The 18,408-nt window shown below is 53.8% G+C and carries 17 protein-coding genes; 8 read left to right on the top strand and 9 right to left on the bottom strand.

What is annotated here, in order from left to right; translation table 11 throughout:
- Nucleotides 1-6: 6 nt before the first annotated feature.
- The 6 genes from VHE34_RS05750 to VHE34_RS05725 form a co-directional block, all read right to left on the bottom strand.
- Nucleotides 7-2,181, bottom strand: a complete 2,175-nt coding sequence (locus VHE34_RS05750; protein ID WP_325585571.1) for an outer membrane beta-barrel protein — start codon at nt 2,179-2,181, stop codon at nt 7-9.
- A 119-nt stretch (nt 2,182-2,300) separates the two neighbouring features.
- Nucleotides 2,301-2,804, bottom strand: coding sequence for a hypothetical protein (locus VHE34_RS05745; protein WP_325585569.1), 504 nt, complete (start codon nt 2,802-2,804; stop codon nt 2,301-2,303).
- Nucleotides 2,797-4,032, bottom strand: coding sequence for an ABC transporter permease (locus tag VHE34_RS05740; RefSeq protein WP_325585567.1), 1,236 nt, complete (start codon nt 4,030-4,032; stop codon nt 2,797-2,799). Before VHE34_RS05740 ends, VHE34_RS05745 begins: the two co-directional genes overlap by 8 nt.
- On the bottom strand, nt 4,029-4,658 hold the full coding sequence (locus VHE34_RS05735; protein ID WP_325585565.1) for an ABC transporter ATP-binding protein: 630 nt from the start codon (nt 4,656-4,658) through the stop codon (nt 4,029-4,031). The genes VHE34_RS05740 and VHE34_RS05735 overlap by 4 nt, the downstream gene beginning before the upstream one ends.
- 52 nt (nt 4,659-4,710) lie before the next feature.
- On the bottom strand, nt 4,711-6,162 hold the full coding sequence (locus VHE34_RS05730) for an ABC transporter permease subunit (RefSeq protein WP_325585563.1): 1,452 nt from the start codon (nt 6,160-6,162) through the stop codon (nt 4,711-4,713).
- Nucleotides 6,159-7,574 carry an ABC transporter permease gene (locus tag VHE34_RS05725; RefSeq protein WP_325585561.1) on the bottom strand — a complete coding sequence of 472 codons (1,416 nt, stop codon included), beginning with the start codon at nt 7,572-7,574 and terminating at the stop codon, nt 6,159-6,161. Before VHE34_RS05725 ends, VHE34_RS05730 begins: the two co-directional genes overlap by 4 nt.
- Nucleotides 7,575-7,658: 84 nt before the next feature.
- On the opposite strand from VHE34_RS05725, the gene VHE34_RS05720 reads away from it, so the two are divergent.
- The 8 genes from VHE34_RS05720 (at nt 7,659) to VHE34_RS05685 (ending at nt 16,146) form a co-directional block, all read left to right on the top strand.
- A complete protein-coding gene (locus tag VHE34_RS05720) occupies nt 7,659-8,627 on the top strand; it encodes an N-acetylmuramoyl-L-alanine amidase (protein WP_325585559.1) in 969 nt (322 codons plus the stop codon).
- A gap of 16 nt (nt 8,628-8,643) precedes the next feature.
- The gene (locus VHE34_RS05715) at nt 8,644-10,248 is read left to right on the top strand and encodes a S8 family serine peptidase (protein ID WP_325585557.1); all 1,605 of its coding nucleotides are present in this window, start codon (nt 8,644-8,646) and stop codon (nt 10,246-10,248) included.
- Nucleotides 10,249-10,436: 188 nt separating this feature from the next.
- Nucleotides 10,437-10,883 (top strand): hypothetical protein, encoded by a 447-nt coding sequence (locus tag VHE34_RS05710; RefSeq protein WP_325585555.1) that lies wholly within the window; start codon nt 10,437-10,439, stop codon nt 10,881-10,883.
- A 23-nt stretch (nt 10,884-10,906) separates the two neighbouring features.
- The gene (locus VHE34_RS05705; protein WP_325585553.1) at nt 10,907-11,407 is read left to right on the top strand and encodes a hypothetical protein; all 501 of its coding nucleotides are present in this window, start codon (nt 10,907-10,909) and stop codon (nt 11,405-11,407) included.
- 39 nt (nt 11,408-11,446) lie between these two features.
- On the top strand, nt 11,447-12,721 hold the full coding sequence (locus tag VHE34_RS05700) for an amidohydrolase/deacetylase family metallohydrolase (RefSeq protein WP_325585551.1): 1,275 nt from the start codon (nt 11,447-11,449) through the stop codon (nt 12,719-12,721).
- 115 nt (nt 12,722-12,836) lie between these two features.
- The gene (locus VHE34_RS05695) at nt 12,837-13,082 is read left to right on the top strand and encodes a hypothetical protein (RefSeq protein WP_325585549.1); all 246 of its coding nucleotides are present in this window, start codon (nt 12,837-12,839) and stop codon (nt 13,080-13,082) included.
- Between the two features lie 128 nt (nt 13,083-13,210).
- Nucleotides 13,211-13,738, top strand: coding sequence for a DUF6176 family protein (locus VHE34_RS05690; RefSeq protein ID WP_325585547.1), 528 nt, complete (start codon nt 13,211-13,213; stop codon nt 13,736-13,738).
- Between the two features lie 5 nt (nt 13,739-13,743).
- Nucleotides 13,744-16,146 carry a TonB-dependent receptor gene (locus tag VHE34_RS05685; protein ID WP_325585545.1) on the top strand — a complete coding sequence of 801 codons (2,403 nt, stop codon included), beginning with the start codon at nt 13,744-13,746 and terminating at the stop codon, nt 16,144-16,146.
- Nucleotides 16,147-16,283: 137 nt separating this feature from the next.
- Here the strand turns inward: VHE34_RS05685 and VHE34_RS05680 are convergent, their stop codons facing one another.
- Genes VHE34_RS05680 through VHE34_RS05670 form a run of 3 tightly spaced genes read right to left on the bottom strand, consistent with a single transcriptional unit; the run spans nt 16,284 to nt 18,394 of the window.
- The gene (locus tag VHE34_RS05680) at nt 16,284-17,240 is read right to left on the bottom strand and encodes a metallophosphatase (RefSeq protein ID WP_325585543.1); all 957 of its coding nucleotides are present in this window, start codon (nt 17,238-17,240) and stop codon (nt 16,284-16,286) included.
- Nucleotides 17,212-17,973 (bottom strand): 5'-nucleotidase, encoded by a 762-nt coding sequence (locus VHE34_RS05675; protein ID WP_325585541.1) that lies wholly within the window; start codon nt 17,971-17,973, stop codon nt 17,212-17,214. Before VHE34_RS05675 ends, VHE34_RS05680 begins: the two co-directional genes overlap by 29 nt.
- Complete coding sequence (locus tag VHE34_RS05670) at nt 17,960-18,394, bottom strand: MerC domain-containing protein (protein ID WP_325585539.1); 435 nt, start codon at nt 18,392-18,394, stop codon at nt 17,960-17,962. The genes VHE34_RS05675 and VHE34_RS05670 overlap by 14 nt, the downstream gene beginning before the upstream one ends.
- Between the last annotated feature and the right edge of the window lie 14 nt (nt 18,395-18,408).

Raw genomic sequence — 18,408 nt, 5'->3', positions numbered from 1 at the left:
CCCTCATCACAGGCGCCGCTGCTCGTCCAGTGTCCTGGCCTTTCCCTGGGTGAGCTGGCCACCGAGGCGCCAGGTGAGGCTTACCGAGATCCGCCGGGTATCCGGCGTATTGTAATAGCCGCTCTGCAGCGTATGGCTCAGGGAGCTGCCTGAATATCTTATCGTATGAAACAGGTCCGTAAATCCCAGCCGGCCTTCCATCTTTCCCTGCCTGAAGCTGATCTTGTAACCGCCATCCACCGAAAAATAATGCCCCGACAGATAAATACCTCCCGTATGCGGGGAAAGATAGCGGCTGATCAGCTCGAAGCTGCTTTTGGACGACAGCCGCACTTGCTGGCTCAGCGTCAGGTCCACGGCCGCCCGGCGTACCTGCTGCGAATCCGTCGCCAGGATCAGGGGATATTCCGTGTAGTTGAAATTCGATGCCAGGTTGATGGACCAACCATCCACCGGCTCGACCGGGATCACGGTCAATAGCTCAAACCGGTCGCTGTGCGGATAGTTGGCGTTCGTCACCACCAGCGCGCCCGATGTGTCGTTGATAAAAGCCGTCTCGGCGATGAGATGGTTCTGCCGCGTGTATGTGAAGCTAAAGACATACTTGCTTTTTAACGTATAACCGATCACGCCGACCCAGGCAAGCTCCGGCAGCAGGTTCGGATTGCCCTGGTAATAGGAATAGGGGTCCGAAATATATCGTACCGGGTTCAGGTCGCCATATGGCGGCCGGTTGATGCGGCGGCTGACGGTCAGCGACAACCGGTGTTGTTTCCCCGCCTGTTTTTCCAGGGAAAGCGAAGGAAACCAATCGAGATAACGGCGTTTGTTATCCTGTGCGGTGTTTAGGGCGTTCCCCTCCGACACCGTATGCTCCGCACGTAAGCCTGCTTCGACGGACAGCCCTTTCCATTGACGGGACACAGAGGCATAACCGGCGGCAATTTTTTCGGTGTAGATGAAACGATCGCTCAGGCTGGAGTCGAAATACGAAAGCCCGCCGGCGACTGAGTCGTACCGGAAATTGTTGTCAATCCGCACGGCGGAGAATTTTGCCCCCGTCCTGATCTTCCAGGCGTGTACCGGCCAGGTGAGGTCCGCCTTGATCGAACGGATATCGATATAGCTGGGCTGGTGGATGTTCAATTGCTGAAACGCGCCCTGCGGTTGCCCCTGTGCATTCTCCGGCGCGTTGCCGACATAGCCATCGTATTGGTTATGCTGGGAGATGTAATCGGCGTCTGCCGTCAGCACCCGGCCGGCGGTATCCAAGTGGAACGAACAATCGAGGTTATAGGCATTGCTCGTCGACGGCTCGTTCTGAAAATCGCGGTTTTGCAAGATGGAGAGGATCTTGCCGGCCGTATCGCGGATAGTCGTGGGGCCGTTGACGTTTCGCTTCCAGGGATTGTAATAGCCGGCATACAAGATCCCCAGGGTTTGGCGGTCGTTCAGGGTCCAGTCGACGCCCAGTTTATAACTGTAGCTGCCTGTATGAAATGGGTTGGTCAGCGCGCGGTCATAAACAGCCGGTTGCCCGTTGAAACTCGAACGCTGATAATTAGTCCGGTAAGGCAAAAGCGATCTTTTGCTATAGCCCAGGTCCGTGTACACGTTGATGTGTTGACTTCGGATATTTCCGCTGAGGTTCTCGGTTGTCTGGCCGCCGAAATGGCCAAAGCCGCCGCCGGCGGTAAGGGCAGCCGCATAACCCTGCCTGTTGCTTTTATGGGTAATGATATTGATAATGCCGGTGTTGCCGGCGGCATCGTATTGCGCCCCCGGCGCCGTGATGATCTCGATCCGGCTCACGGACTCAACGGAAAGGGTTTTTAAAAGATTGCTCAGCTGCTGGCCGGATAAATAGGTCAACCGGCCATCGATCAGGACATTGACGGCAGCTGAGCCTTTGAGCAGCAGATTCTCGTTGGGGTCTAGGGTGATATTCGGCGCATGCTGCAGGATATCCAGCACCGTTCCGCCGGTCGCCGCGGCGCTCTGACCCACATTCAGGATCATCTTTCCACCACGCACTTCTATTACATGGCGCCGGGCCTGGATACTCACGGTATCCATGGATCGGAAAAGTCGCACCGTATCACCTGTCTTTCGGCCGGAGCTATCCTGCGCTGAGACAAGACAGGGAATGGCCAATACCAGGGAAAAAAGCAGTTTATTCATGAAAGGCATTCCTTTGTCTGTGGGAAAAGCCCTGTAGAAACAGGGCCTTGTCAATAACTACATGGTGAAAACTGAGCTATGAATGCTTCGCCTGGAAGCTCTTTTGTAAAAGGCGGCTCTTACTCCTTTACCTCCACTGCATCTTCCAAGGTATAATAGAGTTGATCGATATCTTTTGAATTCAACCGGAGCTTTCCCTTGAAGGCCTTATAGTCATCGATGTGATATCGGTCATACCCATCGTCATTCTTCAGCAGGAGGGTGAGGACCGATGCGGGGCCGCCATTTCCGCAGAAATAACAGGCGGAGTAAGGATTGGCCGAAAGCGATAATACCGATCCGTTCCTGTCGGCGGGAATAACGTATCCGGCCACCTCCACGATGGTTCCTTCGAGGATCTTTATCTTCGGGGGGAATACGGGGAACTCCATATGTCCCTTTAACGCTTCCACATAGCGCCGTTCGCCGCTAATATCCTGCAACATCTCCCAGTCCAGGAATTTTATGGTGTCCTTATCCAGGCCTCTCGGGGCATCCAGGTCCGGTTTCTTCAGGGTGTCCCGGCTTCGCGGCGAAAAGGCAGCCGACAAAGCACAGGCAAGAATGAGAATATATCTAGTCATTGGCTAAGGTTTTTGAAATGTTGAGGCGGAATGCCTTAACGGCCGGTATCAACGCGGCCGCGAGGCCGATACCCAACGTAACCAGGAAGAGCCATCCTTCTTCTTTGGAAAGGCCTTGCTTTCGGAGGTCGATATGGAATTTTCCGGCCGCAAATTTGTCCAACAGCAGCAGGCCGAAGCGGCTTAAGAGGATCCCGGCGAGAAAGCCGGCCAGGGAAAGCGTGATCCCTTCGGCAAGCACCATCGCAAAAAGCCGAAGCCGGCTACTGCCCATCGACCGGGCCAGCGCCAGCTCATATTTCCTTTCCTGCAGCCGGCCGTACAACGATATAAAGACACTCAATCCGGAGATCAGCATGATCGCAAAGGCGACGGCCTGCATCGTCTTGATACCGACACCCAGCAAGTCGAAAAGCCGGTTGATCTCCAGGACAGGGGAAGCCGCCTGCATGTTCGTGGTCTCGTTGATGATCCTGGGAATCATCATCAGGCCCATCGGACTGCGGAATTTTATCAGGAAGGCCGTCAGTTCATTTTCCGGCTTTACGGTGTCACCGGAGCCGGCTTTCTTTTCGTCGTCATCATCTTTATCTTCTTTACCCTCATCATGATGGTGGTGGTTGTGGATGGCCCAAACGGTCGCGACATTGGTCAGCACCAGGTTGTCCAGGACGGTATTCGTGGGCTTCAATATCCCGACTACCTTGTACTGGAATTCTTTGTGAACATGTCCTTTCGCACCCATTCCATGGGTTCCAAAGAAGGTATCGTTTTCCTTTAACGCGGTGGAAGCCGCCACATTGGATCCGACTACGGCTTCCAATGTCTTTGTAAAGAGGTTGCCCTGTTGCAATACACCTCCATACAATTTCAGAAAGGCGGAATCGGTTCCGATAATGGGATAGGTCTTATAGGAATCGCCGTACGCGAGCGGAATGGCCTGCTTGATCAATGGGTTGTGGATGATCTTTTCCGCATCGGATCGCAGGATATTCCCCGTGGGCGCGTCGATATGATAGACGGCCGACAGGACCAATTGCAGCGGGCTTCCTTTGGCGCCGATAACGAGATCGATATCTTTCAGATCGTTGTCGAATTTGTCCTCCGCTTGCTTGTACAGTGTCAACAACATCGAAATGATGCCGACGCCGAACATCAGCAAAAGGATGCTTAACACCGTGCCTAACGGCTTATACAACAGGTTGCGGAAAATTATTTTGAAGATCATGCAAGCTGAATGGTGTTGGCGAAATGGGTTTTTACTCTTTCATCATGGGTAACGATGATCAGTGCCGACCCGGCGAGCGCGGACTGCTCTTTGAGCAATTGGATGACGGCCTCGGCGTTGTCGTCGTCCAGGCTGCTGGTGGGTTCATCGGCGAGGAGTACTTTCGGACCGGAAAGCAGGGCGCGGGCAATGGAAACCCGTTGTTGCTCGCCCTGGCTCAGCCGGGCAGGCTTTTTTGAAAGGAGCTTTCCGATGGCCAGCCTGCCGGCGATGTCCTTCACTTTGCTTCGCTCCATTTCCTGTCCGGAAAAATAGGGGGAAAGCAGGATATTATCCATCACGGACAGCGCAGCCATAAAATGTGGGCGTTGATAAACGATGCCGATGTTCCGGCCGCGGAATTTATCCAGCCGGCTGGGGGATAGGGAGCCGAGGCTTATGTCGTTGACGCGGATATCGCCGCCTGTAGGGACGAGGATGCCCGCCAGTAAGTGAAGCAGCGTGGTCTTTCCGGTGCCCGACCGGCCGGTGATCAGCAGCGGCCGGTCGGTGGAGCACTGAAGATCGGGATACGTAAAGCTCGTATCCCCGTTGTAAGCAAAGGTCAGATTCCTGGAGGCTACCATGAATCAAACTTAGGGTAAATTTCGGTTACTATTGCAAATTGGTTGCAATAATTTACTGCGTTAACAACGTGGGGACGATTGGTTGATTTTTCGGACCGGCGGCGGTGGAACCGACGAGACGGTAACCAGCGGCAAGCAGCAAGACGCCTGCCGCGAGCATGAGCAGGGCCGGCCCTGTAAAGGTTTCGTTCGGAACGATGGCATGGTATTCGTATTCCAGGGGGATATCCTTGAATTGGGCGAGCGTAAATTGGTTGTGCCCGAGAAAGAACAGCGAATCGAAATATTCCATCCTTTTGCAAAATCCCCGATAGGCCAACGTGTCGAAATCCTGCAGTTGTTCGGCATTGCTGGCCGCCAGTTGGTTGAATGCATATTGGGCCAGCAGGGCGGGGGATCCGTAGTTCCACCGGTTGGCCGCCCGGATGCGCCGCGACCGCGCCGACTGGTATTCCTCCTCGATCGGCTCCAGATCATGGTCGATGATGCCATAGGTGCAGGCCCACCAGCGGGCGTCGTTGTAGCCGGTAATGGAGTCCATTGGCGTAGTGCGATACCGGGGATACAGGGTTAAGAAACTGTCGAGCTTGACCCGGTTGGGCAACGGGTACACATCCGATTCCGACCGCTGGACGGCGTTGCTGATCCGGGTCTTTGCATGGATGGGATGCTGCGCGTTCAAAAGGGCATTGTACAACGCGGGCAGCACGAAACAAAGCATCAGCCAGGCCGTAATCAGCGTCAGGGCGTTGGTTCCGGAATACCGGCTTCGGCAGAACAGAAGAACGATGCCTGCCCAGCAGGTGCTGTACCCAATATACACGCCGGAAAAATACAGCGTGGAAACCGCATCGCTGTGCGCCGCAAAGGCGCCTGCCACAATAAGTGCGCCGCCGATGACCACCATCAGCCCCAGGCGGAACAACAGGCGGGTCAGGATGTATCCGTTCAGGCGGATGGTTTGGATCCCCAGCAGGTCCAGGGTGCCGGCTTCTTTTTCCCCGCTGATGATGTTGTAAGAAAGGAGGATCAGGTATAATGGCATCAGGAAGATCAGCACGAAGCTAAGGTCCAGGTTTCCTGCCAGCAACCGCATTGGGTTCACGATCTCGTTGGAGAGCGTCTTGTTCTTGTACCCCGTGGAGTACTTGTCGTAAAAGAAGCTGTAAGTCGCGAGGTTCAGCGCAAACCGGTCGACATCCCGCTGCCCGAAGCTCAACGCCGCGAGGGGCCTGGGGTAGTTGGCAAACAGGGTTCCCGACTCGGAATAGGCTTCCAGCGCCGTCGTATCCCCCCTGGAAACGGTGTGATAGAATCCCCGGACCGTGCTGTCGATCGCCTGTTTTACCCGTGCGATGTTTTCCTGCTGGTCGCGTACCTGTGCATGGCCATAATACAAAGCGTAGATGCCGATGCATAAGAGCAACCCCGAGATGAACACAAAGGAAGCGCTGCGGATCATTTGCAGCCAGTCATAGTAGAGAATGGCGGTGATGCGTCTCATTGTACGACCGGGATTTTACGGGTACTGTGAATAAGCAACGGGCAAATGGCGAGCCAGAACAGGAGAAGGACAAAACTCACCGGCCGCCGGGCGAGCGACCATCCAACCGGGGGCGGATGATAAGCGAATGGCTCGATCGTCTGGTAGAGATCCCGGCCAAATGAGGTCGACCAGTCACCCGTTTTTGTATGCGTCACCATGAATTCATTCATCGTATTCACAAAATAGAGCCGGTATTGCTCGGCCTGCGCATGAAACTGCCGGAAATGGTCATAATCCGTCCCGCACAGGGCCATGCTGCAGGATTGAATAGCCTGGAACGGATCGGCAAGACCGATCCATTCGCAAAATGCATTTTGCTTTTGAAACTGGCCTTCCACCTGCCCGAAGCGCTTGCGATACACCATCGTCGTATATTTTTCGCTTTCGACCATGGCGATGGCGTCGAAATTCACGGACAATTTGGTAATCGTGTCCACACCATACTTCGCCAAGGTCTGTTTCAGCAAGGCATTGCGCCGGCTATCGGCAGGGTTGTGCCCATCCAGCCCGTTCTTTTCGTCCTGGCGCACCATTTCGTTGAATTGGAATTGGGAAGGTGTCTGATAAAGATTGCCTGCGAGGTTGGCGGCTATTTTAGGTACGATGATGCAAGCCAGTATCCAGATGCCGAGCAGCTTCATCAGCGAAGCGCGACTGGACCGGCTATGGGCGGAAATGACTATCGCCACTACAGTGAATACAAACGCATACGCGAAGTAGGCGCCAAAGAGCAAGAGCAACGCCGGCCATACGGATGCATTGCCGCCGGCAAGGCCGGCCAGCGCAACGCCGCTGATGACGAAGAACAGGATCATCAGCAGCGCGATCGCCCCGAAATTGCCCAGCACCTTTCCCAACACCACCTGTCGCATACTGGCGCCCTGCAGCAGCAGCAGCCTCAGCGTATCGTCTTCCTTTTCTTTGGTCACCGAAGCAAAGCAAAGGAAAATGATCAGCAGGGGAAGCAGCGTTTGCAGAATAAAAGCCGGCGTAAAATGGCTGAAGCGGCCGATGCTCGTGGCTTCTTGCGCCTGCGAGAACTTGATGTCGTTTTGTTTGTGCGGTTCCAGGTAAACGTAGGTGCCCGTATAGCTGTCCAACCCGTCATCGAACAGACTTAGCGGCGTTTGAATACGAAACGCAAAATTGCCAAAATGCGCCGCCACATGCGGATTTCTGGGGATCTGCTCCAGCCAGCGCCGGCGGCTCGCCTCCTGCGCTTCCAGCCGTTCCGCCCGCAGCGCGCCGATGTTTTGCGTTGCCGTGACAAGGCTCGTTATCAGCAGCACCAGCAGCACTCCGGACAAAAGCAGCAGACGCCTGTCCTTCCAAAGGCGGGCAAATTCATGTTTGGCGATGACACCGGTCATAGGGCTACAATATACAGTTTTTTATCTAATGCAACCTAGTTGCAATAAATTTTTTACCTTCGCCAAAAAAAGAGAGGACCCTCCTTGAGAACGCGGTTGATTATTGGATGGCTGATCCTATGGCAGGCGTCCCCGGCATCTGGGATATTCGCCGGCGACCGATCCCCGGCGCTGCGACCACCCGGCATTCATACGGTAGTGCTGGACGCCGGGCATGGCGGGATCGACCCGGGAACGACAAACGGACTGATCTCCCGGGAGAAGGATGTTACCCTGGCCATTGCGCTTAAACTGGGAAAGGCCATCCGGGACCGTTTTCCGGATATCAAAGTAGTGTACACGCGGACCACCGATGTCCTGCCGGGCAATGCCGTCACCAAAACGGAGGGGCTGGCCAACCGGGCGAAGATCGCCAACGAGGCCAGGGGCGATCTCTTTATATCGATCCACTGCGATGCGACGGTGGCGCCTGCCGGCAGTTATTATCAAAAGCGGATAACGGGTTACGTAAAAAAATGGCAGATCATCACCAAAGGGAAGAAGAAAATAAAAAAACGGGTGGTTGTTCCGACCTACGAATCGTTCCTGGTAAAAAATTCGATGCAAGGCGCAACCACGTATATCTGGCGGGCTGACCGGAGTGCGACGAAGACCAGCGCCATCGACGAGGTGGATACGGAACCCGAGGACATGGGAGACAGCGCCGTAACGTTTGTAAGGGACCCGGTGGAGGCCATGATGATGGCTCAGTTGTATGAGAAGAACTATTTTTTCAGGAGCGCGCTGTTCGCCTCCCTGGTCGAGGAAGAGTTTCAGCGGGCGGGTCGGAAAACCTGGGGCGTGAAACAAAGGGATAAAGGGATCCATGTGCTGGAAGCCACCGGTATGCCCAGCGTGCTGATCGAAACCGGCTATCTCAGCAATAAGGAGGAAGAGGAATATCTGAATAGTGAAGCCGGCCAAAACGAGGTCGTCCGGAACATCCTCGATGCCTTGCGGCGATATGCGGAACGATTAAAAGCCGACCGGTCATCCGCGTCACCGGGTGGATAGAATGAAAATCATGCTAATGAATATATACACCGTCAGAACGCCGAATTGGAAGAACAAGTTCATTGTAATACTATTGATGTGGATGGCCGGTAGTCCGGGCCGTTTGTCAGGCCAGGAAAGAGCGCCCATTCCGCACCGGCCGAACTGGCAGAATATGGATCTTTCGGCAGACAGCGTTTTCGGCATTAGCACGGAAAAGGCGTATAAAGAGCTCCTGGCGGACAAGAACTCCAAACCGGTGATAGTGGCGGTGATAGACGGAGGCGTAGATACCTTGCACGAAGACCTAAAGCGCGTATTGTGGACAAATCCCCGGCCGAAAAAAGGCGATGACGGTACCTATGGCTGGAATTATATCGGCGGGCCGAAAGGGGATGTCCACTATGATAACCTGGAGCTCACCCGGCAGGTCCGCCAGCAGCGCGCCCTGTATGAGGGAAAGGACAGTGGACAGTGGAAGGGGAAGGAATTGGCCGGCTGGCGTAGCTACCAGGAGGAAAAGCGGCTGCTGGAAGAGAAATCGGCATCGGCCAGGCGAAGCCTGCAAGGCGTCAGCAGCTTTGCCGATACGCTCGACGAGATGGTAAGGAAGATCGGCAAGGATAGCCCTACTGTGAAGGATTTCGAGGATTTTCAGCCATCCGGCCCGCGGCAGGCTCGGGTGAAAAAAGTGATGATAGACGTCTTGTCCGGCGGAGAAAGCTATGGCGACTTTCGAAAGAAAGAATTGACCGGAGCGTTGGACCATTTCAAGTCCGAGGTCGATTACCAGTTGAATCTTTCGTACGACCCGCGGCCGGAATGGGTGGGAGATGACTATTTCAATTCGCGGCAACGGGATTATGGCAATGGGGATGTCATGGGGCCGGATGCAACGCATGGGACCCATGTGTCGGGGATCATCGCCGCCGACAGGACCAACCATTTGGGTATCCTGGGTGTGGCGGATAATGTCCGCATCCTGGCCGTGCGGACCGTTCCCGACGGGGACGAGCGGGATAAGGACGTCGCCAACGCCATCCGGTATGCCGCCGACCACGGCGCCCGCGTGATCAACATGAGCTTCGGTAAAGGCTATAGCCAGGACAAGGCGGCGGTAGACGAAGCCGTGAGATACGCGATGAAAAAGGACGTCCTGCTGGTCCAGGCGGCAGGTAACGACAATGCGGATATCGATACGGCCGCCAATTTTCCCAACCGGCGATTTACCGATGGGGAAGATGCACCGGCATGGATCGTCGTCGGCGCGTCCGGTCCGAAGGACGACAGCACGTTGAAAGCACCTTTCTCCAACTATGGACGGACAGCAGTGGATGTCTTCGCCCCGGGCGAGCAGATCTATTCTACGATCCCCGGGTCCCAATATGCTTATTTCGATGGCACCAGCATGGCCTCGCCGGTGGTGGCCGGGATGGCGGCGCTGATCCGGGAATATTATCCGAAGCTGACCGCGAAGGAAGTGAAGGATATTATCCTTGCATCCGTGATAAAAGTGGACCACCCCGTATTGCTGCAGGTGGGGAAGGAGGAAAAACGCGTTCCGTTTACAGCGTTATGCCGGACAGGGGGCGTGGTGAATGTATACAAGGCGCTGCAATTGGCGGAACGCCGGGCAAAATGACGCACCCTTACGTCAGCGGTTGCTGCGCGCCGATGGTGTAAGCTACTGCGTCAAGATCGTAACGGAAAGAATATAGCTTGCTGCTATGAAGTTTCGCGTGATCATTCTTATATATTTAAGACTGCATCTCTGTCAATTGTAAGAAAAGCTTATCTTTATAGCACTATCGTCGCAATAAGTATCAATCAATGAGCAAACTGATCATTCTTGCGATTTTTCTCTTTCCGGCGTCGACGACCTTGCGTCCGCCAAAGGTCGTCAAGCTCGATTGGACAACGTTGCAAAACATCGAGTTCCAGGAAAAATATGTGGAGGAAATTAAAGCTTATATGAAGTTTCCCAAATTCTCCTGGGAATTGAAAAATCTCGGAGGCACTGTAGTCGAGATCGAGGGTTACACCATTCCTTTCGATAAGAACGGTCTGAAAATTGCTCTTTCCGCCAATCCCTATGCGTCATGCTATTTTTGTGGTAAAGCCGGACCGGCCTCTGTTCTTACTGTAAGCCTAAAGGCCAGAAACACCCATTATCACATCGACGACTATAAAACATTTCGGGGAAAGTTGAGACTGAACTCTGATGACATACATGAATTCTACTATATCCTGGAAGAATCCGAAGATGTTACCCCTTGAAAAAACGATCAACTGCATTATTAATGGCCAGACAGTATTTGCGCAGCTATTTCAGAAGCAACGTCTTCATTTCAATGTTACTCGCTGCGGGCCTCGGAATAACTATCGCCAGCTTCTATTTTGACGGACAACGCAGCACCAAACCGCTTGAAATTGATTGGCAGATCCTTAGCCAGGTGAAATTCAATTCCATTTGGTATGCGCCATACAGGGCCACTGTAAAAATGCCTGCTTTTTCTGATACCCTGATCAGGTTAAACGGAAAAGAAGTGGAGATAACAGGTTATTTTATTCCAATGGAGCTGAATGGACACGAGTGTGCGCTGTCCAAGAATCCGAACAGGACTTGTTTCTTTTGCGGGCGAAGTACTATTGAAACGATCCTGATTGTTGATTTTAAGGATCGATCGCCAAATTTTTCCAGTGACGACCTGATCACGGTGAGGGGGAAGATCAAAATTACACCTTCTTTCAATGATTTTATATACCGGGTAGCCGATGCTACTTTTGTCCGGATAAATTAACGAACTATTATCGGGATAATTTATTTATAAAGAAATACGATGAGAAGAGTTCTATTCAGTTTAGCTATCTTCCTGCTGTTGTGCCTCATCGGACAGGGACAATCGTTTGACATCGTAATCCACGGCGGGCATGTCATTGATCCAAAGAATAACATCGATGAACTGATGGACGTGGGGATCATCAACGGCGAGATCTCCGCGGTCGCCAAACATATAGATACTTCGGAAGCCAGCCAGGTAGTAAATGCCACCGGTTTGTACGTTACACCTGGTCTTATAGACATCCACACCCATGACTTTTTCGGCACGGAACCCGAACATTATCTCAGCAATGGTTTTTACGCTGTCGCACCGGACGGTTTTACTTTCAGAAATGGGGTCACCACCGTCGTCGACGCCGGCAGTGCCGGGTGGAAGACGTTTGCTACTTTCAAAAAAAATATCATTGACCATTCCCTGACCAGGATTCTTGTGTTGTTGAATATTGTCGGAGAAGGAATGCGCGGGGGCCCTTATGAACAAGATCCTGCCGACATGAATGGGAGACTGACGGCAATGGTCGCCAGGGCGAATCCCGAGATCGTCGTTGGCATTAAGGTGGCGCATTTTGAAGGACATGGCTGGACACCCGTGGACCAGGCCGTTGAGGGAGGAAAACTGGCCAATATCCCGGTGATGATCGATTTCGGCGAAAGCCGCCCGCCATTGTCGCTCGAAGAACTTTTTATGCAACACCTGCGGCCTGGCGATATATTTACACATTGTTTCGCACAGCTGCGGACCCGTGAATCGGTGGTTGACACCGCCAGCTGGCAGGTTAAACCCTTCGTGTGGGAAGCCCGGAAAAAAGGCATCTGCTTCGACCTGGGGTATGGAGGCATCAGCTTTGCTTTCAGCCAGGCTATCCCGGCTATAAAGCAGGGCTTCCTTCCCAACTCCATCAGTACCGATCTGCATACAGGAAGCATGAACGATGCCATGAAAGACATGCTCAATGTCATGTCTAAGCTCATGGCCATTGGTATGAGCCTTAACTCGGTCATCCTTGCTTCGACCTGGAACCCGGCTCAGGAGATCAAACGTCCTGAATTGGGTCACCTTTCCGTGGGCGCCAGGGCCGATGTAGCCATTTTGAATCTGCGCAGGGGTAAGTTCGGCTTTTTCGACTATACCGGTTCGAAAGTAGAGGGCGACAAAAAACTGGAAGCTGAAATGACGATCCAGGCAGGCAGGATCGTGTATGACCTCGATGGCATAGCCAGCCCGATTTACGCGCCATTCCGTCCATCGATGGAAAGATCGGAGCACCGTTGACAAAAACATCCTATCGCTCACCTTTCGATCAGCTGCTCCGGCGGTCGCTCATCGTTTTTCAGTTCGTCATTGCAATTCCCAACCGATTTTCAAGTGGTAAGATTACCCGATTACCATGAATGAAGATTTTTTGGCGAAGCTGAGAAAGCACCGCCTGTTGATCGCTGACGCCCGGCTCCAGATGCTCTCGCTTTTTCATTCAAGAAACGGTGGTTTGACCAGCGCCGACATTGAAGAAAATATTGCCCGGCCGATCAACCGGGTGACGATCTACCGGAATTTGCAGGTTTTTTGCAAGAAGGGCATCCTGCATTGTGTGCCGACGCCTGATTCATCGGTGGTGTATGCGCTGATAAGATGATGTCATCGCTTTGAAAGGGATCGACCTCGGGGCGCTTGCTGGACCGCGTCTTTACCGCTCAATGGCAAACCAGACCGCCGGTCCAAAAGTAGTGCAACTGTGTTGCAATAATAAATTAACTTAGTCACATGTTGCGATCTGCCGGATTGATATTTCTCGGCGTCTTTGTAGGTGTGTCGGCCAGCTGGTTCGCAGGTCCGGGGTTCCCGGCTGCGGCCGCCACACCGCTGCAGCGGGAATCGAATGTCCCACAGCAGGCGCAGGCAAATTCAGCGAATGCTTTGAAGTACCCGCTGCATGCGACGCTTTACCGCTTCAGGCTGGACACGGCCAATATGCCTGTCTACCGTGAGTGGGTGCAGTGGCACCATGACGCCTATCGCCCGATGATCGAAACCCTTGAGCGGGAAAAAATGTATTTCGAATCGGTGTTCCGGGATACTGTCAATGAGCCCCGGTTCATCTATTGGCTGGCTATCGACGGGGAGGGCGGCGCAACGTCCAGCACTTCCACATCGGATATCGACAGGAAGCATGTGGAGTACATGAAGCAGATATTGGTGAAAGGATCTCGGGTCACCTTGAAAACAGAATTCACGCTGGTTCCTTCTTTCATCGAGGAAAGCATCGGGCGCCACCAGCAGGCCGAAAAATAAAGGGTATGCAAAAACTCCTGGCCATCGTATACCTGGCGCTGCTGACCAGCGCTCTTTATGGTCAGCCGGTGACAGGCTCGGTAATGGGAAAGATAGTAGACAGCAATGGAAATCCGGTTGTAGGAGTAAGCCTGCAGATACGTTTGTTATCAGAACCGCATGCAGTTGGTTCATGGTTCAGCCAGCCCGATGGATCATACCGGCTAAGCCCACTCAAGGGCGGCCGGTATATCCTGACGGCCAGCCACTCCGGTTTCTCATCGCGTTCGGACACCTTTCAATTGGCCGAAAATACACAACTTCAGCGCGAACCAATGGTGCTGCGGGAAATTTACACCCATCTGAAGCAAGTACAGGTCGTCGCCGGGAAAAAAGCCATCGAGGTACACAACGGGAAATTGATCCTGAATGCTGAGCAGACGCCTTCCGCTTCCGGCATTTCCGTGATGGAACTGTTGCAGCGGGCGCCCGGTGTTAGCCTTGATCAACAGGAAAACTTGCTGTTGAAAGGCTCCGCTACGGTCAACGTAATGATCGACGGCCGGAAAACCTACCTTTCCGGCCAGCAGTTGAGCAACCTGCTCAAAGGAATGTCTTCGGAAACGATCAACCGTATCGAGATTGTTACAACGCCCGGCGCACAATATGACGCGTCGGGCAATACGGGCATCATCAATATCATCACGCGGAAAAGCAATAAGCTCGGATATGCCGCCAATGTCAGCGCGGGCATCGGCGCCAGCCATTTTCTGCTCACCTCGGAGAATTGGGACGGCAATATCAAAACCCAAAAGATCAATATTTTCGGAAACTTCGGCTACAATTATCAGCCCTATTTCGCCAACGAGACCAATCATCAGGTCACCAGCTATAACGGCCAGCCCGCTATCTTCAGCCGGGCGTTCACGGACGTGCACCAAAGCCGGTTTTACAGTTATAAGCTGGGTGTCGACCTCAGCCTGGATAAAAGGCAGGATCTGGGGTTAGTCTATACCGGGTCTTTTGACGACTGGGTGAAGAACGCAGCAGGCCCCACGATAGTAGGTGACCAGCAAGGGGCGATCATTGCAGTGCGTCAAAACAAGGACCTGGCAAAAGAGCCGTACAAGAACGCCGCCTATAACCTCAATTATACGTTCAACATCGACAGCCTGGGCACCCAGCTGACGGCAGATGCCGATTATCTCTCGTACCGGAATAAATCCGACGGCTTTTTGGGGAATGCAACCTATGATGCATCCGGCACACCGCTACAACCTTATCAGCAGCTGAATATCCATCAACCCAGCTTTGTGGATATCTATTCGATCAAAACCGATCTCGCTTTTCCGATCGGGGGCTGGAAAACAAAAATGGGGTTAAAATATTCGTCAGTGACGATCAATAACGATTTTCGTTACGATTCCGTAAGGGGTGGGATTGCCTATTTCGATTCCAGTCTGAGCGACCATTTCATCTATAAGGAGCAAATCGCAGCGGGGTACCTCTCGGCCTCCAGGCAATGGAAGAAGATGTCGTTGGAAGCAGGTTTACGGGTGGAGCACACCTATTCGGACGGGAATTCGATCAACACCGGCCAGGAGGAAAAAGCGACCTATGCCAACCTCTTTCCTTCCTTGTCGCTCGAACACCCGTTGAACAAAATGCATAAGCTGGGTCTGTCCATGAGCCGTCGTATCAATCGGCCGGGGTACGGCAATCTCAACCCGGTTCGCTATTTTTCAGACAAATATTCTTATTACCAGGGCAATCCCCATCTGGTGCCCGAGATAGGTTGGATCGGTGCGTTGTCCTACACGCTTATGGAAAAATACATCGCCACTTTCACCTATACCCGGTTGAGCAACTACATCGCCCAGAGTATGCATGTCGACGCCGCATCTGGGGCACTGGTCACCAGTAACACCAACTATCCCCACAAACACAGGTATGAAGTATTACTTGTCACGCCGGTAGAGCTTAAGCCGGGATGGACAATCAATGCGATGACGAACGTCAGCTATTCGGAGTATCCGCTGATCCTTTTGAGGGATTCGCATACCGTCAAAAGATGGGTAGCCGATCTGACGGTAAACCCGACCTTCCGGCTATTCCGGCAAAGCCTGCTCGACATACGGGCCCGGTACTCTTCGCCGGATGCCGCGGGCATCTATATCAGCCGTTCCTCTTTTTCGGTTGACGCAGGCTATAAGATGAGCTTTAGGGAAGGAAAACTCGAGGTGAGGCTCAACTGCACCGATGTTTTTCATACGCTTCGGTGGACCGGTGTTTCGGCCAGCTCCTCGATCCAAAGTAGCTACTCCGACAAGCCAGACAGCCGCCGGCTCCGCCTGACAGCCATCTATCATCTCGGCGGTAAATTAACGGGGGGTAAAGCGCGACAGCTGGAGGAACGAAGCCGGCTGTAAAAGGGAACGAGTGGGTTCGATCACCGCGTGAAATGGGCAAGCGCAACGCCAATGAACGAATCCTGGAAAGCCGGGCAAAATAACGCACAGTTCGGAGACGACGGGTCTACCCGCATTCCGCAGGCAGATGGTTAAGCTTATGTCAACCGTTGCGGTGCGCCGATGGTGTAAGCCACCGCCGGCCTGTTTTCGCCCATCCTTCCCCGGTGGAACGTATAGTCTATCCGTCCCAGGTTGATGCCGGCCCAGCCCACCTGATTGATGGTGGTGGGATGACCGTCCAGGTTGGGCACGTCCTCCGGCTGCGGCATGAACGTATGGGTGTGGCCGCCGATGATCAGGTCGATACCGCGAGTTTGGGCTGCCAGCACCCGGTCGGACACCTTGTCATCTTCATAGCGATAACCCAGATGGGACAGGCAGATAACGAGGTGGCACCGGTGTCGGTCCCGCAGTATGGCGGCTGTCTCGATGGCTTTTTGTATGGGGTCGAGATAGACGGTCTGCCCATAATTTTTTTGATCCACCAGCCCCTTCAGCTCGATGCCGAGTCCGAATACGCCGATGCGGATACCGTCTCGTTTGAAAACGGTGTATGGAAGGGTCCGATCCCGGAGAAGGGTTCCGGTAAAATCGTAATTGGCTACCAATATCGGGAAACGGGCATGGGGCAGCTGTTTGGCGAATCCTTCCAGTCCGTTGTCGAAATCGTGATTGCCCATGGTGGCCGCGTCGTAGCCCATCTCGCTCATCAGCTTCATCTCCAGCTCGCCGCCGAAAAGATTGAAATAGGGCGTTCCCTGGAAGATATCACCTGCGTCCAGCAACAAGACGTTTTTCTCCTCCGACCGGATCTTCCGGATCAGCGCGGCTCTTCGCGCCACCCCGCCGAGCCCCTGGTTGGCCGACCCATCCATGGGAAAGGGTTCGATCCGGCTGTGGACGTCGTTGGTGTGCAAAATAGTGATCCGCACGGGAGCAGAGGCGGCGAGAACTTCCAAAGGATCCACGCCTATTGCCAGCAGGGCGGCCGCGGCGGCGCCGGATCGTATTAGGGACCGGCGGCTAACGGGTGTCGACAGTAACTCTTCCATCGGTTTGAATATTGATGTTCTTATTGGCGGCGGTCTGCTGCCGGATATGATCGAGCAAGGCATCCCTTACCTTTTTATGCAGATGCTGCTGGGGAAGGCCGCGTAAAAAATCCAGGTGTTCGGCGCCGGTGGCCAGGTAATCGTATGTCAGCAGGATATAGGGGCGGTTTTCATTGAAAGGCCGGCCGCCGATGGATGCGTCGACGGCTTTTTTTGCGCGGATGGTCATGCGGATCCCTGCTTCCGGCTGGCCGCCCGAGGCAGCGATGAAATCGAGTAATTTTCGTACCTCCGGCGCCTTCAGCGTGACGGTGACCAGCTCGTTCTCGAAAGGCATCAGCTCGTAGACTTTGCCGACCGTGATGGGTCCGCGGGGAAGATCGGCCCGCAATCCGCCTTTCGTGGCCAGGCAGATATCCGGCGCTGCACCCAGTTGCCGCGCCTGCTGCATCAACGCCTCGCAGAAAAAGTCGCCGAGCAGTGTTTCGGCGGAATCGTAGGGCTTCGTCAGGTGTTGGTCCGAGGTTCCGACGACGATATTCATAGCAGAATCGAGCTGCCGTTTATATGGCAGGTATTCCTGAGCGACGCCCCTGTCGTCCGGCAGCGAGGCATCCATGCGGTATTCTTTTTTGCTCGCGCCCGTCAGCGCAAACCGCGGCGAACAGGAGGAAATCGCCATCGCCAGGCAAAGGACTACGGCCACCGTCAGCGGCATTTTATTGATGGTCATGTTTCGCATTTTGAGTGTGGGCCGGACCTATCTCGCAATTTCTTCCGTATTTCCAGTTGAAGGCATGCGCCGTGATGATAGAGGCGGCAGCCAACGCCTTGAACACGATCTCCTCGTTCTTCGGGATCGTCCAAAGCGTGCTGTACAGCAAAAAGAACATCCCCATTGCGAAAAGAGCTACCGGCCAACCGTAGCGGCGCCGCCGCCGGTACCCGGTAGACAGGGCCCAGCTGCCGACCGCCAGCGAGGTACCGATCATCACCGCCTCGAAGACCTTGTTTGACAGCAATTCTATTCCCAAAAAGGGCAACGATGAAACCAACAGCGGCAGCGCCACGCAGTGAACGGCGCATACCATGGAAGCACTGATGCCGATGGCGTCCCATCGCCACCTGTACGAAGATTTTTTGATGACCCGCATATACCCTGTTTCGG

The sequence above is a fragment of the Puia sp. genome, assembly GCF_035546395.1.
In the GTDB taxonomy this organism is placed as follows: domain Bacteria; phylum Bacteroidota; class Bacteroidia; order Chitinophagales; family Chitinophagaceae; genus Puia.
The sequence above is the reverse complement of the archived record's forward strand: the minus strand, read 5'-3'. Positions and strand labels throughout refer to the sequence as shown.